General features: G+C 60.2%; 23 protein-coding genes. 17 read left to right on the top strand and 6 right to left on the bottom strand.

Annotated elements, in window-relative coordinates:
- Positions 1–267: 267 nt before the first annotated feature.
- On the bottom strand, positions 268–1299 hold the full coding sequence (locus tag BLV09_RS15670) for an aldo/keto reductase (RefSeq protein ID WP_146687972.1): 1032 nt from the start codon (positions 1297–1299) through the stop codon (positions 268–270).
- A 286-nt stretch (positions 1300–1585) separates the two neighbouring features.
- Between BLV09_RS15670 and BLV09_RS15665 the strand changes: the two genes are divergently transcribed.
- The 6 genes from BLV09_RS15665 to BLV09_RS15640 all read left to right on the top strand — a co-directional run bounded on the left by BLV09_RS15665 (position 1586) and on the right by BLV09_RS15640 (position 6965).
- Positions 1586–3961, top strand: a complete 2376-nt coding sequence (locus BLV09_RS15665) for an efflux RND transporter permease subunit (RefSeq protein ID WP_146687971.1) — start codon at positions 1586–1588, stop codon at positions 3959–3961.
- Positions 3962–4119: 158 nt separating this feature from the next.
- A complete protein-coding gene (locus BLV09_RS15660) occupies positions 4120–4479 on the top strand; it encodes a hypothetical protein (protein ID WP_146687970.1) in 360 nt (119 codons plus the stop codon).
- Between the two features lie 131 nt (positions 4480–4610).
- Positions 4611–5039 (top strand): hypothetical protein, encoded by a 429-nt coding sequence (locus BLV09_RS15655; protein WP_146687969.1) that lies wholly within the window; start codon positions 4611–4613, stop codon positions 5037–5039.
- Between the two features lie 130 nt (positions 5040–5169).
- Entirely contained in the window at positions 5170–5478 is a 309-nt protein-coding gene (locus tag BLV09_RS15650; RefSeq protein WP_174556545.1) for a UBP-type zinc finger domain-containing protein, read from the top strand.
- Between the two features lie 9 nt (positions 5479–5487).
- Positions 5488–5892 carry a hypothetical protein gene (locus tag BLV09_RS15645; RefSeq protein ID WP_146687968.1) on the top strand — a complete coding sequence of 135 codons (405 nt, stop codon included), beginning with the start codon at positions 5488–5490 and terminating at the stop codon, positions 5890–5892.
- A gap of 143 nt (positions 5893–6035) precedes the next feature.
- Positions 6036–6965: a lactate/malate family dehydrogenase gene (locus tag BLV09_RS15640; protein ID WP_146687967.1), complete on the top strand. Its 930-nt coding sequence runs from the start codon at positions 6036–6038 to the stop codon at positions 6963–6965.
- A gap of 38 nt (positions 6966–7003) precedes the next feature.
- Here the strand turns inward: BLV09_RS15640 and BLV09_RS15635 are convergent, their stop codons facing one another.
- A complete protein-coding gene (locus BLV09_RS15635) occupies positions 7004–8215 on the bottom strand; it encodes an alkene reductase (RefSeq protein WP_146687966.1) in 1212 nt (403 codons plus the stop codon).
- 180 nt (positions 8216–8395) lie between these two features.
- Between BLV09_RS15635 and BLV09_RS15630 the strand changes: the two genes are divergently transcribed.
- Entirely contained in the window at positions 8396–8608 is a 213-nt protein-coding gene (locus tag BLV09_RS15630; RefSeq protein WP_167558748.1) for a hypothetical protein, read from the top strand.
- A 21-nt stretch (positions 8609–8629) separates the two neighbouring features.
- Here BLV09_RS15630 and BLV09_RS15625 read toward each other — a convergent pair whose 3' ends face one another.
- Positions 8630–9385, bottom strand: a complete 756-nt coding sequence (locus BLV09_RS15625; protein WP_146687964.1) for a TMEM175 family protein — start codon at positions 9383–9385, stop codon at positions 8630–8632.
- A 409-nt stretch (positions 9386–9794) separates the two neighbouring features.
- Between BLV09_RS15625 and BLV09_RS15620 the strand changes: the two genes are divergently transcribed.
- The 3 genes from BLV09_RS15620 to BLV09_RS15610 all read left to right on the top strand — a co-directional run bounded on the left by BLV09_RS15620 (position 9795) and on the right by BLV09_RS15610 (position 12601).
- The gene (locus BLV09_RS15620) at positions 9795–11405 is read left to right on the top strand and encodes a PAS domain-containing sensor histidine kinase (RefSeq protein ID WP_167558747.1); all 1611 of its coding nucleotides are present in this window, start codon (positions 9795–9797) and stop codon (positions 11403–11405) included.
- Positions 11402–11806, top strand: a complete 405-nt coding sequence (locus BLV09_RS15615) for a response regulator transcription factor (protein ID WP_146687962.1) — start codon at positions 11402–11404, stop codon at positions 11804–11806. The genes BLV09_RS15620 and BLV09_RS15615 overlap by 4 nt, the downstream gene beginning before the upstream one ends.
- Before the next feature lie 105 nt (positions 11807–11911).
- Positions 11912–12601, top strand: coding sequence for a response regulator transcription factor (locus BLV09_RS15610; protein ID WP_146687961.1), 690 nt, complete (start codon positions 11912–11914; stop codon positions 12599–12601).
- A gap of 37 nt (positions 12602–12638) precedes the next feature.
- Here the strand turns inward: BLV09_RS15610 and BLV09_RS15605 are convergent, their stop codons facing one another.
- The gene (locus BLV09_RS15605) at positions 12639–13307 is read right to left on the bottom strand and encodes a DUF6894 family protein (protein ID WP_146687960.1); all 669 of its coding nucleotides are present in this window, start codon (positions 13305–13307) and stop codon (positions 12639–12641) included.
- Positions 13308–13633: 326 nt separating this feature from the next.
- On the opposite strand from BLV09_RS15605, the gene BLV09_RS15600 reads away from it, so the two are divergent.
- The 4 genes from BLV09_RS15600 to BLV09_RS15585 all read left to right on the top strand — a co-directional run bounded on the left by BLV09_RS15600 (position 13634) and on the right by BLV09_RS15585 (position 15665).
- A complete protein-coding gene (locus BLV09_RS15600) occupies positions 13634–14257 on the top strand; it encodes a hypothetical protein (protein ID WP_146687959.1) in 624 nt (207 codons plus the stop codon).
- A gap of 86 nt (positions 14258–14343) precedes the next feature.
- Positions 14344–14592, top strand: coding sequence for a hypothetical protein (locus BLV09_RS15595; protein ID WP_146687958.1), 249 nt, complete (start codon positions 14344–14346; stop codon positions 14590–14592).
- Between the two features lie 152 nt (positions 14593–14744).
- A complete protein-coding gene (locus BLV09_RS15590; RefSeq protein ID WP_244549101.1) occupies positions 14745–15437 on the top strand; it encodes a Bax inhibitor-1/YccA family protein in 693 nt (230 codons plus the stop codon).
- 27 nt (positions 15438–15464) lie between these two features.
- Positions 15465–15665: a DUF2905 domain-containing protein gene (locus BLV09_RS15585; protein WP_146687956.1), complete on the top strand. Its 201-nt coding sequence runs from the start codon at positions 15465–15467 to the stop codon at positions 15663–15665.
- 13 nt (positions 15666–15678) lie between these two features.
- Here the strand turns inward: BLV09_RS15585 and BLV09_RS15580 are convergent, their stop codons facing one another.
- Positions 15679–16104, bottom strand: coding sequence for a hypothetical protein (locus BLV09_RS15580; protein ID WP_197685047.1), 426 nt, complete (start codon positions 16102–16104; stop codon positions 15679–15681).
- A 275-nt stretch (positions 16105–16379) separates the two neighbouring features.
- On the opposite strand from BLV09_RS15580, the gene BLV09_RS15575 reads away from it, so the two are divergent.
- The gene (locus BLV09_RS15575) at positions 16380–16667 is read left to right on the top strand and encodes a hypothetical protein (protein WP_146687955.1); all 288 of its coding nucleotides are present in this window, start codon (positions 16380–16382) and stop codon (positions 16665–16667) included.
- Between the two features lie 27 nt (positions 16668–16694).
- Here BLV09_RS15575 and BLV09_RS15570 read toward each other — a convergent pair whose 3' ends face one another.
- The gene (locus BLV09_RS15570; protein WP_146687954.1) at positions 16695–16907 is read right to left on the bottom strand and encodes a DUF6894 family protein; all 213 of its coding nucleotides are present in this window, start codon (positions 16905–16907) and stop codon (positions 16695–16697) included.
- A 314-nt stretch (positions 16908–17221) separates the two neighbouring features.
- Here BLV09_RS15570 and BLV09_RS15565 point away from each other — a divergent pair, with 314 nt between their 5' ends.
- Both BLV09_RS15565 and BLV09_RS15560 read left to right on the top strand, forming a co-directional pair.
- Entirely contained in the window at positions 17222–18055 is an 834-nt protein-coding gene (locus BLV09_RS15565) for a universal stress protein (RefSeq protein WP_146687953.1), read from the top strand.
- A gap of 38 nt (positions 18056–18093) precedes the next feature.
- Positions 18094–18531: a DUF1772 domain-containing protein gene (locus BLV09_RS15560; protein WP_146687952.1), complete on the top strand. Its 438-nt coding sequence runs from the start codon at positions 18094–18096 to the stop codon at positions 18529–18531.
- Positions 18532–18543 lie beyond the last annotated feature (12 nt).

Genomic DNA, 18543 nt, shown 5'->3' with positions numbered 1-18543 from the left:
CTTAACGAGCTGTTTCGCGTCGGCCGACGAGCCAACAGTCGTCAACCTTGCGCCGGGTCAGATCGGTCGTGTCATTGAAGAGAGGTTGCTTATTTTCGGATGGGTCGCGAATGAGAGGCCAATCGAAATATTCCTGTAAGATTGGTGGCTGATCGTTCGACGGCGCAACCTGTATCAACGACTTTCGGCGGCAAATGTGAAGTTAAGGTTGTACACGACTGGCGACCAAAAGCAGCAAGCTATTCCCGGCAAGTGAAGCTCAACCGGCTAGTGCGAGGCATCGACACGCTCCAATTGCGGTATCGTCGGCCCTTCTCCGGCGCCGGTACGCACGATGGCATCGGAAATCTCCTGCAAATCGGCTGTGGTCAGTTCGAGCGATGCGGCCCCGATCCAGCCGTCGACTTGCTGGGGTGAGCGGCCTCCAACAATGGCTCCAGTAACGCCGGGCCAGGCCAGCACCCAGGCAATCGCTACGGCGGACACTGTAGTGCGGTGACGTTGCGCGATCGGGCGCAAGGCGTCACGCAGGGCCAGATTGCGGCTCAGGTTCGGCTCATTGAAATCAGGCGAACGCCGGCGCCAATCATCCGCGGCAAATCGCGCGACATGCTGGCGGCTGAACGTTTCGGTCAACAGACCGGATTGCATCGGGCTGTAACAGATCACCCCGGTATGATGCCTGGCACACCAGGGGATCTCGCTTGCGGCGGCCTGGCGCTTGATCAGCGAGAACGGCGGCTGCAGCGAATCGACATGCCGGATGGCTTCACATCGTTCCAGTAACGATACGCCGAAATTACTGACTCCCCCCAGGCGCACCTTACCCTCCTTGATCAGTCGCACCATTTCGTTCCACGAATCCTCTATCGGCGTGCCGGTTTCGTCAGGCCAATGAAATTGGTAGAGATCAATGCGTTCCACGCCCAGCCGCCGCAGCGAAGCGTCGCATTCTCGCCTGATCGATTCCGGCTTGAGCACGCGTTGCGGCGGGGCCATCGGATTGTTCGGATCCCAGATCAATCCACACTTGGTGAAGACCATCGGGCGCTCCGCTGGTGTCCGTTCGCGCAGCAGCCGGCCGACCACTTCCTCGGAATGACCAAGCCCGTACACGGCGGCCGTATCTATCCAGTTCACCTCGAGCTTGAGTGCGTGACGCATGGTCGCCAGCGAAACGGCGTCGTCTTGCGGCCCCCAGCCGAACGCCCAGCCGCCGCCGCCGATCGCCCAGGCGCCAAATCCGGGTTTGGTGATCATCACGCGGCTTGAGCCGAGCGGTCGCTGTGGAAGGTTCATCGCTCTATCCTCCGGCTGGAGTAGCGCCTGCCATGATGGCCAGGCCCTCAATCCGCCGCCTGTATATCAATGCAGCATAATTGCCTTGACGGCCGTCAAGTTGGAATTGTGGGCTGGGACGACGCACCCGTACTGGACATCGATCCGGCTCGGACGCGAACTTGATGCCCATCATGGTCGCCGCGCATGCGCGGACCTATCCAGATACTGACCAAGAGAGCGCGAACTGAAGGTCATGGCGGCGTCCTGCCAGCCGCACCGGCGATCATCTCGCAGGCCACAGAACATGGAAACGTCAAGATCTAAACAGCCAAGGCCAGGCTCGCCTCGAACGAGCGGGTCGCAGAGCATTGCTCTCGGACTCGAGCGCATCGGCTTGATCTCCTTGCGCTTTCCACTACTGGTCGGGCTTACCACCATCGTGTTGTTGATCGCGGCAGGTTTTGGGCTGGCGCGCATCAAGGTCGACGATTCGCTCAGCCAGCTGTTTCGATCGGACACGCCCGAGTTCAAAACCTTCGAGGAGGTGACACGGCGCTTCCCCTCGAACGAATACGATGTCCTTATCGTGGTCGAGGGCAAGAATCTGCTTGAGCACGGTTCGATCGAAAAGCTGCGCGATCTGGTCACCGACCTGCAGCTGATCGACGGCACGAGAGGCATTATCTCGATGTTCTCGGCCCGCCAGCCGCCACAGGGCGACGCGCTGCCGGCGCCGCTGTTTCCCGACCAATTGCCGGCAGGTGCCGAGTATGACCAGCTGGTCCAGCGCGTGAAGAACAACGAGATCATTCGCGGCAAGCTGTTGTCGGAGGACGGCCAGCTGACGCTGATCGTGCTCGCGCTCGATCCGGCTGTCGTCGCCAGCAGTCGCCTGCGCAACGTCATCGGCGAGATTCAAAAGACAATCGACGACGACCTGGCCGGTACAGGGCTGACGGCCCGCCTCTCCGGGGTGCCGGTGATGCAGCTTGAGATCCGCAATGCGGTGGAGCGCGATCGGCTGGTCTACAACGCGTTCGGCTTTGCCGCAGGCGCGCTGATCGCCATCCTGTTCTTTCGCCGGCTGGCGTTCATGATCATCGGGGCCGGTCCGCCGCTGATCGCCATCATGCTGGCGCTTGGCGCGCTCGGCTGGCTCGATTTTCGTCTCAACATGTTTCTCAACGTCATGACGCCGCTGATCATGGTGATCAGTTTTTCGGACAGCATGCAGTTGACGTTCGCAGCTCGCGACCGACTGCTTCAGGGCGAAGGAAGATTCGAGGCATTCCGCGATGCCATGCTGGTTGTCGGACCGGCATGCGTGCTGACGCACGCGACCGCTGCACTTTCCTTCATCGCGCTGCAGTTTTCCGAATCCGAACTGATCAGGACGTTCGGCGAAGCCGGCCTAGTCGCAACCCTGATTGCCATGTTCGCGGTTCTGTTGCTGGTGCCGTTACTCGGTCTGCTACTGCTGCGCAACGAATCGGTGTTTGCGGCAGAAGTCAAAGCGGCGGACACCGCCTTAGACGTGCTCCGGCGCTTCTGTGCCTGGATCGCCGCCAAAATGGTCAGCCACCCCGGCCTCTACAGCCTGCTCGCCCTTTTCGTTGTGGGCGGCCTTGGGCTGATCTACGCCAATCTCGAACCCCGGTATCGGCTGGCCGACCAGGTGCCCGACAGGGAGCAGGCCGTTGCCGCCAGCCACCGTCTCGATGCCAAGCTCAACGGCGCCAATCCGATCGATGTCCTGATCGAGTTCCCCGAGGGCAAATCACTTTATGATCCGGAAACGCTCGAAACCATCGCAGAGGTGCACGCAAGCTTCGAGAAGCAACCCGGCGTTGCCAATGTGTGGTCGCTCGAGACACTGCGGCGATGGCTCGCCGAGAAGGCTGGCAAGTCGGATGTGGCGACGTTGAAGCAGTATGTCGACATACTTCCGCAATACCTGACGCGCCGCTTCATCTCTGCGGAACAGGATGCCGTGCTGGTTTCCGGCCGGGTCCCAGACCTCGATGCCGGCCAGCTTCTGCCAGTCATCGAGAGCCTCGACAAGGCGCTGGATCAGGTGCGTATGAAGCATCCGGGCTACAAGATCGCCGTCACCGGCCTGTCGGCGATTGCCGCCCGCAACAGCGCCCTGATGATCAAGAAACTGAACCGAGGCCTGACGCTTGAGTTCCTGTTTGTCGCCGCTTTCGTCGGTCTGGCCTTCCGATCCGTCGTCGTCATGTTGGCGAGCATCCTGCCAGGAATATTTCCGGTCGTGCTTTCTGGGACGCTGCTGTGGCTGATCGGAGAGGGTCTACAGTTCGCAAGCGTGGTGGCGCTGACCGTGTCGTTCGGATTGGGCCTCAGCGCGACCATTCATTTCCTGAACCGGTGGCGGCAAGAGGAACGGCCGGACCAGGACCCGGCGATCGCTGTGGAGCGGGCAACCGTGCTGGTTGGACCGCCCTTGATTCTCACCTCCGTGGTGCTTGCCTGTGGTCTGATCGTCACGGTCTTCTCCGATCTGCCATCGCTGCGCCTGTTTGGCTGGCTCAGCGCGTTCGCCATGCTCGCCGCATTGGCTGCGGACCTCTTGATCCTTCGACCCACGGTCACGTTCTTGAGCCGGCTGGCACGACAGATGAGCCGCGCGCGATTGCACCTGCTGGAGCATGAACACTAGCCGAGCAGTCCGCGCGAAAGCTCCTATCCAGGGCCGAAGGCTGGTGTGCGCGAATCCAGCTTTGACGAACGTCAAGGCTGGTGAAGATGGAGTTGATACGATCAGCGATACATGCACCACCTGCGTATTTGAATTGGTGTCTTGATCAGGCGGCGAACATGAGCATGAAGGTCCCTGTCCTCGGCTCTGCCTTCGGCATTCTCGTGGCGGCATTCATCGGTGCGGTGCAAGCCCGCGACGATGGTCGCTATTCGCTATCGCCGCTCAAGCCGTGGTTTGACAGCCTCAGGTCTGGCAAGGGACCGTGCTGTTCGGATGCGGATGGTTTCGCTCTTTCGGACCCGGATTGGGAATCCAAGAGCGGCCATTACCGCGTACGCGTAGACAATGAATGGATCGACGTCCCTGATGATGCTGTGATTACAGAGCCGAACCGGGCGGGCAGGACGATGGTCTGGCCCATCAAGGGATCTCTCGGAACCTCCATTCGCTGCTTCATGCCGGGCAGTATGACATGAGCCGCGACCCCTCGATCTCTTCCATATTATATGGAGCAATCTCGTCCGCCGATATTTTGACATCGGTCAACGCAGTGCGCGTCTTCTCACGATACAGGTTCTTGAACGCGTAGATCAGTGGAGAAAATCCCATGTGTGATTATAGCCTGCACACCGTCGCATCTCGCCCGGCCAGGGTTGGCGAGACGCTTGTTACGACCGGCTTCTACCGCACATCCACGCGCGGCTTTGCCGCAAAGGGAGAGCCGAATGTCGCGGTATGTCTGCTTCCCGGAACCGAACTCGCATTCGAACGTGACGTCAGATATAATCGCAATTGCCTGTCGACCAGGAGCACAGGCTTTAGCGTCGCCCGATTTTGCGCGATCGAGCCGGGCGCGTCGCATCAGCATCACGATGCCCTCTCGTTTCCGGACGGAAAAACGGTTCTCCTGAATCTGTTGTCGGAAGGCCAGCACGCGCGGGTGCTTCAACTGCCTGTCATTCCGCGCGAACAGAGCGTCGATGGTAATGCTGAGAAGACGGTGATCCTTGCGGTCGATCCTGAGCTTACGGCCTGATCACTTCGGCACTTCGCCACGAAGTGTAATCTTCGCAATCGGATCGGAAGTACGACAAAGCAGAGCGCGGCGCATTCTGCGCGGCGGAGCAGCGATGCATGCTGGGTCAAGCGGAGGGCGGCAGGAAAACATGGCGATATTTTGCAAACATCTCTCAGCAATCCGCGACGTTGTTCCGAGCGCGCCGGGGTGTGAGGAATGCCTGAAATCGGGTGACCCCTGGTTGCATCTGCGGATCTGCCGCACCTGTGGCCATGTCGGTTGCTGCGATCAGTCGCCAAACCGGCACGCAACAAAACATTTTCACGCGACCAGACACCCGATCATCGAGGCCTATGATCCGCCGGAAGGGTGGGGCTGGTGTTACGTCGATGAAGTGATGTTCGATCTTTCGGGCCAGTTGACTCCGCATCTTGGTCCGATTCCCCGATTTTACTGACGTGCTCAGATGCGGTTCGGGACAATGTGCATCGCTCTCGCAATCCTTGCGGCTTCGGCGGTCCTCGCGCACGCCGGCCGCTATGAACTGATTCCCGAACCGGATGTTCGGCAATCATCCACCAACCGGGTGGCATCAGCCTATGTCATCGACAAGAAGGCCAACCAGTTCTGGATTTGCACGGCGCGATATAATTTTCAGGATCTCACCGCGAACAACGGCGACTGTGTCAGGCTTTCGGCCGATATCGGGCGGCCCTCGCTGACCGAGACCTCGGACGTGCGCGCGGTAACAGGGACCACAGCTATCAGCGCTTTTCTTCCGGTATTCTGGTTCATCGAACCGACCAGCGGTGAGGTTCAGTTTTGCGCCGTACGGCATGCCGGATTATGCGTTCGGATGAACCTGCCCTGACGGTTTCGATCGCACTTGCCAACACTTTCAGTTTACCGGAACCTTGTGACCGTCAGTAGACGCACGATAAACCAATAGTGCACTCACCTTGCGGCTACTTTACGTGCACGTCGATCAAACAGTTTGGCGATTGCGGATTTGACATGAAAATTGGAATCGTCGGTGCGGGAAGGGTTGGGTGTGCTTGCGCGCTCGCCGCCGTTGTACGCGGCAGTGCCCGGACGATTGTGATCGTGGACCGAACGCGCAAACGAGCCGAGGCGGTTGCGACCGACCTGCGTTACGGCGCCCCGCTTTGTCCCAAGACCACCGTTGTCGACGGGGATTACGAGGATCTCGCTAATTCGGAGCTGGTGATGATTACCGCCGGCATCAACGAAAAGGCCGGTGGGGCCATCGACCGCAGCTACCCCAAGGGCAGGTTGCGGTTATTCGATACCAACGCCGAGACCTATCGCGACATCGTTCCGCGCATTGTGCGGGCGGCGCCTCGCGCGGTGATCCTTGTTGTCACCGATCCGCCGGACCCGCTCGCCGACACCGCCCGCACGAGTGCCGGGCATGATCGCGTGCTGAGCACCGGCACCTTCCTCGACAGCCTGCGCTTCCGCGTTCACCTGGTCGAGCATTTCGATGTCGATGCCAACCAGGTGGAGGCGCAGGTAATCGGGGAACATGGCGTGTCGCAGGTCTTTCTCTGGTCGGCCGCCCGTATTGCCGGCGTGCCGATCGGCAAGCTCATCGAGGCGCGCGGCGAATCGCTCGACGGGGTGCGCAAGAAAATCGAAGACGGCGTTCGCTACGCGAACATCACCATCATCGAAGGCAATGACGCCAGCCAGTTCGGCATCGGCATTGTCGCGGCACGAATCACGGAAATGGTGCTTCGCGATGAGCGGGCGGTCGTGCCGATCGGTAGTTTCAACAAGAACTTTGGCGCCACCCTGTCGCTTCCGAGCGTGGTCGGACGCGGAGGCGTCATCCGGAGTTTCGAGCCGGAGATGTCAGGCGAGGAGCGGCAGGCGCTGGAGGCGGGCGCCGCCAACCTGAGGAGATCGGAGAACCGAAGCTGAGTCATTGATCACCACGATCTACGCTTACCTGTCGCGGCTCACCGCCAGCGCTGGTCGACACAGGCCTTGGGTTGTTCGCCGCGATCTTGTGCCAGAGACGGATAGTCCGTGTATCCCTTCTCGCCGCCGCCGTAATACGTCGTCGGATCGTCGGCATTGAAGGGTGCGCCTATGCGCAACCGCTCGGGCAGATCGGGATTGGCGATGAACTTGCGGCCGAAAGCGATCAGGTCTGCGTTGCCTTCGCGAAGCCACTGCGCCGCGGTGTCGGCCTGGAAGCCGCCCGCCACCATCAGGGTTCCCTTGAATTTCTTCCGGATCGTCTCGACCATGGCTAGCGCCCGCGGATGTAGCGCTTTTCCGCTTTGCATCTGCTCCATCGCCGGATTGACGATATGCAGATAGGCAAAGCGGTAATCGCTGAGGCGCTCGGCGATATAGCCAAAGGTTGCTTCCGGTTGGTCATCGTGGATGTCGTTCATCTTGCCCATCGGCGACAGCCGCACGCCGATGCGATCCGGCCCCCAGATCCGTATCAAGGCCTCGGCGACCTCGAACAATAATCGCGTCCGGTTCTCGACCGGGCCGCCATAGGTGTCGGTGCGCCGGTTGGTGCCGGTCTCGATGAACTGATCGAGCAGATAGCCGTTGGCGGCGTGGATTTCAACGCCGTCGAAATCGGCGGCCCGGGCGTTTATGGCCGCGCGTTCATATTGCGCCACGATGTAGGGAATCTCTTCGACGTTGAGCGCGCGCGGCCGTACGAACGGAACAAGTTCGCCTTCGCCGCGCTCGTTCTCGATGAAGGCTTTGCCCTCCGGTATAATGGCGGAGGGGGCGACCGGGAGCATATTGTCGGGCTGCAGGGCAGGGTGCGAAATGCGCCCGACGTGCCAAAGCTGATTGAAGATCAATCCGTCAGCCTGATGCACCGCTTGGGTGACCCGATGCCACGCCTCTACCTGCTCACGGCTGTGGAGGCCAGGCGTCCAGGCGTAACCCTGGCCCTGCATCGAAACCTGCGTCGCCTCGCTCACGATCAACGCTGCGGATGCGCGCTGCGCGTAGTAGCAGGCGGCAAGGGAGCTTGGCACGTTGCCCGGCTGACGTGCCCGCGAGCGTGTCAGCGGCGCCATGACGATGCGATGCCGCAGGTTGAAGGGGCCAAGCCGGTACGGCAGGAACAGCACGTCGGTGTTCGGCGCCTGAGCGGCACGGGGTGTCCGCGCAATCGTGGTTGTCTCGTTCATATTCGCTCCTGTAGAGGGGGACATTGTCGGCGCTTGGACCGTCCACGTGAAAATATTAGGAGCGAAGCAATCCGCCTCAATTGACTGCCGTCAATGCGGAGCGCGATTAGAATTTCGCTAATAGGCCGGCGCTTGTAAGGCTCGTTTGCGAGAGCGGGCGTGACCGAAGATGTGACCATAATGAACCCGACCGATACCATCACTCTGATTGAGGGCTATGACGCGATGCGGGTCTTTCTCGAAACGGTTTCGCTGCGGCTTGGCAAGACCGACGAGGAGGTCGACTTCATCGTGGGGGGCTTGAAATGGGCCGATGGTGCGCCGGTGGATCCGGCGATGTGGCAGGACTGGTTGGCGGCCGTGCAAATTACATGCAGCTGTCGGACAGGGTGAGATCGAGCCGTCCACAAAACGCTACTCAGCGTGCACCTCCTCGTGACCGCTCTTCGCAACAGCCCGGCGATGGGCTCTTCCGAACTGCAGGCGAAGCCGTGTTTCCGTCAAACCCTCGCTGGTGATGCCGTAGAAAACCGGCAATGCCAGAAAGATCAGCATGGCCAGTTTCGGTGTCGATAGCCAACCGGCGAGGCCCGCTATGGCGTACGAGACAACACCGAGCGCAGCGCGGAAGCGTTCCTTTGGGAAAAAGTCCGGATCTACATCCTCCTCCACAAGGTATGGATGTACGCTCAGAACGTGAAACACGACGAGCCACGCCAGGCACATCGACCCGGCAATGCCTGCATACAGGGTCACCGCTACCCTGGCATCGAATTCGTTGCCGCTCTGGATGGCTGCGGACAGGATCGCCGTCGGAAAAGGAATCAGGGCCGACGTCAACAGAAGAAAAAGGTTGGCCAGATGAAGACTGCGGTCGCAGTAGCGCACCCTTGCGAACACCGCGCGATGATTGAGCCAGATAACTCCGGCGTAGCAAAATGACGCAAGGAACGCGATGTAGCTGGCCCATTGCGTGGTCAGCTTCTCCAACAGCTGGCCCGACGCATATTCCGGCCGTACGATTTCCGCCACCAGCAGCGTGATGGTAATCGAGAGCACGCTGTCGCTGAATGTCTCCAGCCGATCGGTTTCTGACAACCGGACGTGCGGCCATGGCGAATCCTGTTGGGGCTTGGCGGGCCGGCGGGTTTCCTGCTTGGTGGTGCTCATTGGATCTACAGGCAGGACAAATCCGCTTGACTGCCATGACGGGCATCAATTCAGGCCAGGAGAGCCCTCCCGGACCGGTTGGTCGCCCGGCTCATGCGCCGTTACGTAATTATACGTAATCGAATTTGTCGCGGATGCCGTCAGACTCGTCCAAAGGGGCCGTGGACGTCGGAGCCGATGTGATAGCGCTTAAGTGCGTGGCGAGGACCCACGGCGCTCTGGTGCATGAATACTTCGCAGTTGCGAGTTCGTTCGCGACTAGCACTCGCTTGGAATAGATCGAATGTTAGTCCCTTGCAAGAATCGGGAGTAAGGTCATGCTGAACCCATAGTGCACGGCTCTCCCGACATTGAGGCAAGCCATAGCATGACATCGTTTCTTTCATGGTTGATGTCGCCGCAGGATTACATGCCGCACGGCATGTGCTTTCTCTGGCAACCGGAACTGATCGCGCTCCATGTGGTGTCGGATTCGTTGATCGCGCTTGCCTATTATTCGATTCCGATCGCCCTGATTTATTTCGTATTGAAGCGCACCGATTTGGCATTCCCGAGCATTTTCGTACTGACGGGTCTCTTCATCCTTGCCTGCGGCACGACGCACGCGATGAGCGTCTGGACCCTGTGGTATCCAGACTATCGGGTCGACGGTGGCATCAAAGCGGTCACGGCGCTGCTCTCGATCGGCACCGGGGTCGCGATCTGGAAGGTGATGCCGCTGGCGCTGGCGCTTCCGAGCACGGCGCAGCTCGAGCGGGCAAACCAGCTTCTTGGCGAAGAGATCGGTCAGCGGCAGCGCGCTGAAGCCGCACTGCGTGAGGCAAATGCGGAACTTGAGCAGCGTGTCGCCGCCCGCACGGCGGACCTTCAAGACGAAGTCGTTCGGCGGCGGAATACCGAAGCAACGCTCCGTGCCAGCGAGGAGCGTTGGCGCAGCATGTTCGAAGCATCCGCGGTCGGCATCGCCGTCCTTGATCAGCAGCATCATTTCGCGGCAACAAACGAGGCGCTTCAGAAGATGGTCGGCTACAGCGGCGAGGAAATGCAGTCGCTCGGTCCGCTGGACATTACGCATCAAGACGACCGCGAGGCCACCCAAAAGCTGATCGAGGATGTGCTAAACGGTAAGCGCCAGGACTTGCCCACGGAAACGCGCTATCGCCGCAAGGATAACAAAGTAATCTGGGTGCGCGTCAGCGCCGCGCGGGCCCTCAATTCGAGCAGCTCGCTCCAGGGCATACCCGCCATCATTGAGGACATCACGGAGCGCAAGAGCGCCGAGGTTGCCTGGCACGACGCCCGGGATGCGCTGTCGCGTGCCACGCGACTAACCATCATGGGTGAACTCTCGGCGTCGATCGCCCATGAGGTCAATCAGCCACTTGCGGCAATCATCACCAATGGCCAAGCGTGTGAGCGCTTTCTTGGCTTCTCGCCGCCCGATCTGGACGAGGTCAAGGACGCGGTGGGCGAAATCGTCCGCGACGGCAGGCGCGCCAGCGAAGTGCTCAAACGTATCCGCGCGATGTCAAAGAACACCGCGCCGGAACGAGGGCTGGTGGATGTCAACCACGCGATCGCGGAAGTGCTGGCGCTTACCCGTGACGAGCTGCAGCGACATCGCGTCGCCGTCCAAGCCGACCTGCGTTCAAAGCTTCCGACCATCATGGCTGACCGGGTCCAGTTGCAGCAGGTCGTTCTCAACCTTGTCATGAATGGCATCGACGCGATGCGTGCGGTCACTGACCGCCCACGTATCTTGACGGTCCGCTCTCAACTCAACGATCAAGGCAACATCGTCGTCAACGTGGCGGATTCCGGTGTTGGTCTTGACCCAGCAAACCGGGACCGCATCTTCGAAAGCTTCTTCACCACGAAGCCCGAGGGCATGGGAATGGGGCTGGCAATTAGTAACACAATCATTGAAGCTCATCATGGTCGCTTGTGGGCGGAATCCGGATCTCCCTTTGGCGCCGTGTTCGGCTTCACCTTGCCTTTGGCCGCAGGAGTTAGCCCATGACCGGCAATCAAATCATCGTCATGATCGTCGACGACGACGATTCGATAAGGAAAGCGGTCCGGCGCCTGATGAAATCGTATGGCTTCGCCGTGGAAACCTTTGCCTCGGCGGAAGAATTTCTCGGTTCCGATCGCTTGGCCAAGACATCGTGCCTTATCCTGGATATCCATATGCCGGGCATGAACGGCCTTGAGTTGCAGAAACGCTTGGTCGCGTCGGGCTCCGTAGTCCCGGTCATCTTCATTACCGCTTTCAGCGATGACCGCGCGCGCGCCCAGGCAATGAATGCTGGGGCGGCGGGTTACCTCGCCAAGCCATTTAGCGACGACGAACTGCTTAGTTGTATTCACTCGGTGCTGGAGAACGCCGGAGCTGACGTTCCGCAGTCTGCGCCGCGGTAAGTCCAGCTCGTTTGACGTAGCGAAGCGCGGGGAGAAAAGCGGTCCACGCCGGTGGTGCAACCTGGCGCTTTGCACGCGCCGCCGCCGCCAAAAACGGGAAGAACGATGCAATCAAAAGGTTCACCGGTTCGCATTGTCTACATTGTGGACGACGATGCGGCATTGCTCGGCTCACTCGAACGTACTTTCCGCGCGGCGGGATTGACGGCGGTATCGTATCAGACTGCGTTCGCATTTCTTGATGCGGCGCCGGACCTCAGCGATGGATGCCTTCTCCTTGATATCCTAATGCCGGAAATGGACGGACTGGAGCTGCAGGAGCGGCTCAACTCCCTTGGGTTCAACATGCCGGTGATCGCGATGACCGCATGGGGAGATGTGGAGACCGCGGTGCAGGCGATGAAAAGCGGAGCGGTCGATTTCATCGAGAAGCCTTTCAACGACGAAGCGCTTCTCGATGCCATCAACGCCGCATTGGCGCTGGACCGGGGTCCGACCCGTGATCGGGAAAGCGTGGTCGCCGCCAAGCTGATGGCGAAGTTAAGCCCGCGCGAACGCCAGCTGCTCGATGGGCTGGTCGCCGGCCGCTCGACCAAACAGATCGCCTACGATCTCGGCATCAGCGCGCGGACGGTCGAGGTGCACCGCGCCCGTATGCTGGCGCGACTCGGGACCCACTCTCTTGCCGAAGCGATCCGGCTGGCCGTGCTGGCGGGGTTGCCGCAAGCCGATCTTAAGGCCAACGCCGCTGATCGTCAGCGGCGTTCCGGCGCCTCGCGCGGGTTGCCGGAATAGGCGATCTATTTTGTCGCGAAGGAATGCTCAAGCGATCCTACCGGCCTATTCGCACACGGACAATCTCGTGTCCCCGGTCGTCCGTAACGAGAATGGAAGATCCGTGCCAGCTGCCGTCTTCCGCGAGTTCCTGGGCAACAACAATGGCATGCGCCGTGGCGTCATCGGCCGTCGAAAAAACCGATCCCGTTTCGTCCGGATACCGGCTGCCGTTGTCAACGTGGAAATAAAACCGGCTTCCTTCAGCCGAAACCTCTGTTTGAGATAGGTCAAATATAGCGGGTCTTGGCGAAGAGAGACGCTCGATATGGCGCCAGGCGGCGTGCTTCAACGGGATGTCCGCGAGATTTACGACCGAATCGACGCTGTCGGGGAAGCTGCGGCCGATCTGCTGGTGAATACCGAAGATAACGCAATGACCGGACGTATCGACAAGCCGTGCCCCCAGAATATCGCGAACGCCGCACGTCAATATGAAATCGTTGTACCACTCGCTGCTTCGTAACAGCCGGTCCGGAAGACACTCGGAGAGCTCTTTCCAGCTTCCATCGAGCAATGGCGCGTACGGGTCCAGGGCAGCGTAGTGCCGGACGTAATCGGACTTGAATCCAGCGCTAAGGCCGCAGAAATGCGCCTCATCCACCTTACCTGTGCTCTTGTTGAAAATGATCAATGCTGCGCCCGCGACGCCCGCTGCGTCCGTCAACGCGGTTAGCGCGTCGGGCCACGCCTCGGGCGCGACCGCGGCATCGTGAAGCTTTGCAACAAGAGAGGACATGACAAATCGGGCCTAAGGCTCGGTTGGCGGAATTTAACCAACTTAGGACCCTTTAAGAAGCGTGGAGTTGACGCCCGTCAGGCAATTTTTCCGAAGTTGAATGGTCGCATCGGAGCGAAATCCGCGACATTACATTGATATTCGTCAAGGCGCTCGCAGTGGCCGCGGTGAGAAAAAGCCACTAGCGCTGTGGAGCCGTCGCCCGGCCGCGGTCGCCGCTTCTTGCAGAGGCCCTCTCGCAAAGGGATCGTGTCATGCTGATCACCATCTGCCGTCTTTACGATTCATACATCGACGCCAATCGGGTCGTGGTCATGCTCGAAGCTGCCGGCCTGCCACCGTCGGAGAAGAGCGTGATTTCAAACAATTCCGACACCTGGTACAGTGCCACCAAGACCGCCAATATTGTCCCTGTGCGGAATTATGGCGCGAGCAGCAAAGCCGATGGCAAGGTCGAGGGAGCGGCGCTCGGCGCTGCGATCGGCGCCACCGCGGCGACCGCGGCCAGCCTCGTCACCATGCTGGCAATTCCCGGTGTCGGCGCCGTCGTCGGCGCCGGATGGCTCGCGGCTCTGTTGGGCGGCATGGCGATCGGCGGCGTCGCCGGCGGCCTGCTCGGGGCGCTGACCAATGCCGGCATCAGCGAAGAAGACGCGCAAGTCTTTGTCGAGGGCGTGCGCCGCGGCGGAACCGTGGTCGCCGCACGGGTGCCGCAGAGCGAATTGCCGCGGATCGTGCCGATCATGAACCAGTCGGCGGTGAATCTGCAGGAACGCAGCGAACTCTACAGGAAATCGGGCTGGCAATCATTCGATCCGAATGCCGTGCCCTATACCGCCGACCAGGTTCGCAGCGAACGCGCGCTGCATGCGCATTAGCCGATCGGTCGGAATTTGATGTCCGTCAAGGCCGCGATCATCCGGTCGCCTCATTCTCGGTCGATGGTTGCGATCCGGAGGCTGCAGTGATCCTTGAGCAGTTATTGTTGGGAATTATGGTGGTGGCTGTAACGTTACTGCTGCTGCCGTTCCTGTTGGTCATGGCTGGCGTCGGGGCGGCGATGCTGCTCTGGTTCGTTGTTTCCGCGGCCGTGCTGGGCGCTCTGATTTTCTGGGTGGTGTTTCCCGGTACTTACGGGCTTGCGATACTGCTTCTTGTGCTGGTGATCGGTTTGCTTCTTGTCGACAGACAAACCCGGCACGGGGCTCCCTGAGAGGCGCGAGACCGCCGACTTGTCGCTTGCGCGCGCCTCGGGATGGGACCGATGCAACTGATGATTCTGCGCTAGGAAAGCCGAACCAACCGCACAGGAGCAGCCCATGAGCTATTACGATTATGTATGACCCCCGGCGAACACCCGACGGGATGGCCACGCCGCCGTGGGTCGGCGCCCAGATCGATGCCGGCCTGCGCGCCTACATGCAGCGCGTCTACAGTTACATGGCCGGCGGCCTTGCGGCGACCGGCATCGTCGCCTACGCCGCCGCAGCCTCTGGCTTTTACCAGGCCATCGCTGGCACGCCGCTGATCTGGATCGTCATGCTGGCGCCGCTCGGCTTCGTGCTGGCCTTAAGCTTCGGCATCCAGCGAATGAGCGCCGGAACGGCGATGATGCTGTTCTGGATCTATGCCGCTGTGATGGGACTGTCGCTGGGAGGTATTTTCCTGGTGTACACCGGGACGTCGATCGCGCGTGTGTTCTTCATCACCGCCGCGACCTATGGCGCGATGAGCCTCTACGGATATACCACGAGGTCCGATCTTTCGGGTTTCGGCTCGTTCCTTATGATGGGGCTGATCGGTATCGTGATCGCGTCCCTGGTTAACATCTTTGTCGGCTCGAGCGCGCTTCAGTTCGCAATCTCCGTCATCGGCGTCCTGGTATTTGTCGGCCTTACCGCCTACGACACCCAGCGTATCAAGGAGATGTATCTCGAGTCGGACAGCGCTGAAATCGCTGACAAGAAGGCGGTGATGGGTGCGTTGGCGCTCTACCTCGATTTCATCAATCTTTTCATGATGCTGCTGCAATTGTTCGGCCAGCGCCGGGATAATTGACGCAAGCGATCCGAGAGGTTGAACGCGATGGCGCGCTTTCTGGTCGTGCTCGGCCTTGTCCTCCTGCTGGCCGGCCTGTTTTGGCCCTATCTGAGCCAGATCGGGTTGGGCCGGCTGCCCGGCGACATCGTGATCCAGCGCGAAAATGTAACGTTTTATTTTCCGCTGATGACATGTCTTCTGCTGAGCGTGCTGTTCAGCCTGGTGTTTTGGGTCGTGAACCGCTGAAACGGCGATCGTGTCATCGCGCCGAATGTCGGGCCCCGCGCGCCGCTTTTCCGGGAGAGGCTGCGCGTGTACGCTTCGATGCCGTCGCGCCCTTCCGGGCGTCCAGCATACCATGCAGGTGCGCGACCGCGTTTTCGATGTCATAGTGCTGGTATTGGCCGGCGCGGTTTTCTGCCGAGAGCACGCCACAGCGATGGATCTTGCTGAAATCCCCATAGGGAAATTCGTAGTGTCCCTTGGTCTGCTCGGGTTTTTCGTCATTGATTCCCAAATACCACCTGCCGTATTCGGCAAAGCCGTGGAGGCGAATGAATTCATTTTCCTGCTCGGCAGTTGGCCGGTGTTCGCTCCATGCATCTCGCTCGTCCAATACAATCCGTCCTTCGTTGATAAGCTCCTTGGCATGATCGAATGCCCGGCGGTTTAGCGTCACGGTCATGGATCTCTCCTCTTGAAGTCGCCACCGATCGGAATCGACGGCCGGTCTAGTCCGGTAACAGACAAAACAAGGCGCAGCTGGCCATGATAGCAATCAATTCCCGGATGGCGTTTATCGACGACCGCATACGATAACGACAATCCAATCGTTGACGAACGCCAATGCCGGCTGCATGCCGGGCTCTTACATTCGTAAGTCTGTGGGGTGGATCGTCCGAAACTTGTCAGATACCGGACGTGCGAATTTTTTCGATGCGAAGAAGTGGAGACTGTGTGATGAAAAAAACCTTGGCCACGCTCGCGCTTGGCGCGACAGTTTCGATCGGGGCGGTTGCGAGCCCGACGACAGCGGACGCCCGATGGCATCATGGCTTTCCCGTCGCTCCAATCGTCGGCGGTCTGGCGGCAGGGGCAATCCTTGGCGCAGCACTCGCGGCCCCCAGGCCCTACTATGACGCTTATGCCTACGAGCCCGTCTATTTCGGGCCGCGATGTTACATTCGACACGAACGCTTCTGGGACGGATGGCGTTGGCACGTTCACCGTGTCGAGGATTGCTACTGAGCCGGTGGTGCGGATCAAGCGGCTGTCCTAGTCGCCCTGTTCGCCTGGCTGAACTTCGGAAAGATGCTGGCTGCCTTCGACGACGACGATCGCGGCATTGGTCGGTTCGCCGTTTCGCGCCAATTCGCGAGCAATCTTCGTGGCATGCTGCATTGCCAAGGAGGCATCTGCAAACACCTCGCCGACGTCATCCTCGAATATCGATGATCCGTCCCGGTAATGAAAATAGTGGCATGGCATGGGCTCCCAAGATCGAATCGAGCGACCAGTTACGAGGAAGTACACAGCACCATGATGCCAGGAACCGAGTGGGCAAAAATGCCACGCTTTGCCAGGCAGCAGCCGCGCAGGGGATGGAAAGCAGGTAAGGGCGCAACCCCGCAATAAAAACCCCGGGCGCCCAATTTCGTTCCCGGGACGTGCAGCGCGAAGAGTCGGTCGCCGCCACATCGACCAATCGGTGGCCGCTGGGTTGACCGGCATCAATGCCTACGAGAGCACCGACCTCGACAATGCTTTTTCTGACGGCCTCACGTCCCGACGGGAGTATTTCGATGATCAAGGACATTATCGTCCATCTGGAGCACCAGGCCGCACGCGATCCGGCCCGCGACTTTGCCGTCACGATCGCCGAGACCTTCGATGCGCATCTCGCCGCGGTTGCCTTTGCCTATGCGCCGGATTTTCCGGGCTACGTGATGCTGGAAATCCCACCCGATATCGTGGCCCAGATGATGGCCGAGAGCGAGAAGGCGGCTTTGGCCGCGATCGAACGTTTCGAAGCCGCCGCCAGGCGCAGCCGGATTTCCGCCGAGCACCGCCTGCTCAAGCCGGTAGGGGCGTCCGCACCGGCAGTCCTGTCGACACTCGCCCGGCGTTTCGATCTCGGCGTATTCATGCAGTCCGAGCCGAACGGAGTGGACAATGATGACATGATCGAAGCTTCGCTGTTCGAGTCCGGGCGCCCGCTGATCGTGGTGCCGTACATCCAGAAGGATGGACTGAAGCTCGACCATGTCGTGTGTTGCTGGGACGGCAGCCGGGCGGCGACACGCGCCATCAACGACGGGCTGCCGCTATTGGTCAAGGCGACGATGGTCGACCTGCTGATCGTGCTGAACGAAAAGACCGACACCTCCCCGAACCAGATTCGCGGCGCCGAAATGGCCAAGCATCTCGCCCGCTACGACGTCAAGGTTCAGATCGTGACAGTCCCGGCGGCCGACATCGACGTCACCAATACCATCCTGTCTTACGTCGCCGACGTTTCCGGAACGTTGATCGTGATGGGCGGCTACGGCCACGCCAAGCTGCGCGAGATGATTCTGGGCGGAGTGACCCGCGGTATGCTCCAGTCGATGACTGTTCCGGTATTCATGTCGCACTGATTGGGCAACCCGCCGTCTCGCGCCAGGGAGCCAGCACCATGCGGCCCGGTTTGTACGCATTCGCTGTCGCCGCCAGCTTCCTTGGCGCGACCACTTATATAGGTCTGGTCGAGCAGCCGGCCCGGTTGGCACTCAGCGGCGCGGCGATGCTCCGGGAATGGAAATGGAGCAACCGGCGCGGCACGCTGGTGTTGTCGGTTTTTGCCGTGGTCTCGGCCATTCTCGCCTACATTCAGTTCAAGACCAATGGCGACGTACGCTGGCTCATCGGCGGCACCATCATCCTGGCGAGCTGGCCATACGCCTATTTTGTGATGATGCCGGTGAACGTCTGGCTGTTCGTGATTCCGCCGGCAACAGCCGTCTCACCCCTGCGCAAATTGATGCGGGACTGGGGGCTGCTGGAATGGGGTCATGTCCTGATCGGATTTGCCGCCGCTTGCGTCTTTGCCTGGGCGTTGGAGTTACCGTTGTGATTGATAGTTATC

The sequence above is a fragment of the Bradyrhizobium canariense genome (assembly GCF_900105125.1).
Classification (GTDB): Bacteria; Pseudomonadota; Alphaproteobacteria; order Rhizobiales; family Xanthobacteraceae; genus Bradyrhizobium; species Bradyrhizobium canariense_A.
The sequence above is the reverse complement of the archived record's forward strand: the minus strand, read 5'-3'. Positions and strand labels throughout refer to the sequence as shown.